General features: G+C 49.3%; 4 protein-coding genes. 3 read left to right on the forward strand and 1 reads right to left on the reverse strand.

Going from position 1 to position 1,938, the window contains the following annotated elements; genetic code table 11:
* A partial coding sequence (locus tag QCH34_RS11630; RefSeq protein ID WP_300334370.1) for an ATP-binding cassette domain-containing protein occupies positions 1–464 on the reverse strand: 464 nt, incomplete at its 3' end.
* Between the two features lie 522 nt (positions 465–986).
* Between QCH34_RS11630 and QCH34_RS13365 the strand changes: the two genes are divergently transcribed.
* From QCH34_RS13365 to QCH34_RS11640, 3 genes are all read left to right on the forward strand, one after another.
* Positions 987–1,271 (forward strand): DUF4405 domain-containing protein, encoded by a 285-nt coding sequence (locus QCH34_RS13365; protein ID WP_366898632.1) that lies wholly within the window; start codon positions 987–989, stop codon positions 1,269–1,271.
* Between the two features lie 29 nt (positions 1,272–1,300).
* The gene (locus tag QCH34_RS11635) at positions 1,301–1,429 is read left to right on the forward strand and encodes a type II toxin-antitoxin system HicB family antitoxin (protein WP_300334372.1); all 129 of its coding nucleotides are present in this window, start codon (positions 1,301–1,303) and stop codon (positions 1,427–1,429) included.
* Between the two features lie 38 nt (positions 1,430–1,467).
* On the forward strand, positions 1,468–1,938 hold a 471-nt coding region (locus tag QCH34_RS11640), incomplete at its 3' end, for a radical SAM protein (protein WP_300334374.1).

Raw genomic sequence — 1,938 nt, forward strand, 5'->3', positions numbered from 1 at the left:
TTCACGTCCCCTTTCTCCTGCAATGCCACGAAATCGAGCAGGCGCTCGATACGTTCCTTTGCCACCCTCCCGGGAATCCCGAAGTACCTCGAATACAGGAGGAGGTTTTCAAAACAGGTGAATTCGGTATCGAGATTGGTCTCCTGCGGCACCACTCCGAGCAGCTGTTTGATCCGGCGCGGCTGCTCCTCCGGGTCCATCCCGAACACGCTCACCGATCCCCCCGACCGCGGGGAGATGCACTGGATGATCCGCATGATGGTGGTCTTCCCCGCCCCGTTCGGGCCGAGGAACCCGAACACGTCCCCGGCATCTATCCGGAAACTGACCCCCTTCACCGCGGCAAACTCTCCATACCGCTTGATCAGCCCCTCCGCCTCGATCACCGGTGAGGGGTCCGGATCCGGTGCAGTTGACGGTCCTGTATCCGCTGGCGGGGCCGGGGCCGGATTCCCATCGCTCATGGATAGTGATGATATCACGCGTGGAGGGTGATTATGGTTTTGGGTGAGGGAGAATAAGGGTCGAGAGAAGACCATTCCAACGAATATTCACATAAGGTTTTGTCATCGAAAGAGCGTGGATGAATAACCAGATTCGCCCAGGCAGGGTGTAGAAGAATGAAAAATGCCCGACAAACCTCGAGAACGCCGCATCAGGCGACGGCTCAACATCACCGTTATGCCCGACGTGCATGACTTCCTGAAAAACCGCGTTGGCAATGCCTCTCGATTCCTTGATGCATTAACCAGAGACGCTATTTCGGAAATTCAGCCTGCGATAATTATTATTTCAGAAAATAGGATGGACCGAGCGGGAATTGAACCCGCGGCCTCTTCCATGCCAAGGCGCTGCCCCCTTTTACGCCCCCTGATTGAATAACGACGCGGAATATATCGACGGAATGATGATGCAATTCTATCGGGATGTGCTAGGTATATATTCTTAAAGAAGGACAGGGATTGCCATGAGAAAGATAACCATCAATGCGCTCGTTGATATCGGATGCCTCATCACATTTATTCCCTCTATCATTTCAGGGCTCGTGCTCTTATCTTGTCCTGCCTTCCGGAGGTGGACGGGGCAGCGGATGGGAATTATTCCTCAACATCCCCCGCAACCAGTGGGTTGTTATGCATGACAATTCAAGCCTGGTGTTTGCCGCCCTGATAATCATCCATCTGCTCCTCCACTGGAAATTCTTCCGACATATCAACAGATATTTTATCAGCGATCAAAAGAGCAATGCACAACCACCGGATGACCGGTAAAAATGTGCGCAATGTGCGGGTACGCTAAGATGAAAGACTTGCGGTTCTGTATCCTCCTCCGAAGAGAGCCGGAAGGCGGGTATACCGTCACCGTGCCAACACTTCCCGGCTGCATCACCTTCGGGGAGACCATCGATGAAGAATGGGATAGCCCGTGATTAACATTTATATGTCAAGGCGGATATGATTGGTCCGGATGCAGGTGCCATATTTACAGCATAACGATATTCCCACGAGGTGGATGAGAATAAAAGCCGGTATGAGATTTTTAAAGAACCATATTTTTAATCGTTTATTCGATTCTGTCAAACGCCCGACATATGGGTATATTACAATTACGTCTTTATGCAATTCTCAATGCAGGTATTGTGATTCCTGGAAAAATACCGCAGATATTGAGCCGAATACCGACGAATGGAAACAAATTATCGATGAATTAGTTGAGCTCGGTATAGTGACTTTGACCTTCAGTGGTGGAGAGCCATTTATTCGCAAAGATCTATTCGACCTTGCGTTGTATGCAAAATCGCAGGGACTCATCACGATGGTTGTTACAAATTTGAGTTTATTCAAAAAAAATCATATAGAAAAAATTGCAGAGAGCTTCGATTTTTTCGGAATTTCGATAGATAGCACACGGCCAGAAATTTATAAGGAGATCAGAGGT

Source organism: Methanocalculus sp. (genome assembly GCF_029762515.1).
Classification (GTDB): Archaea; Halobacteriota; Methanomicrobia; order Methanomicrobiales; family Methanocorpusculaceae; genus Methanocalculus.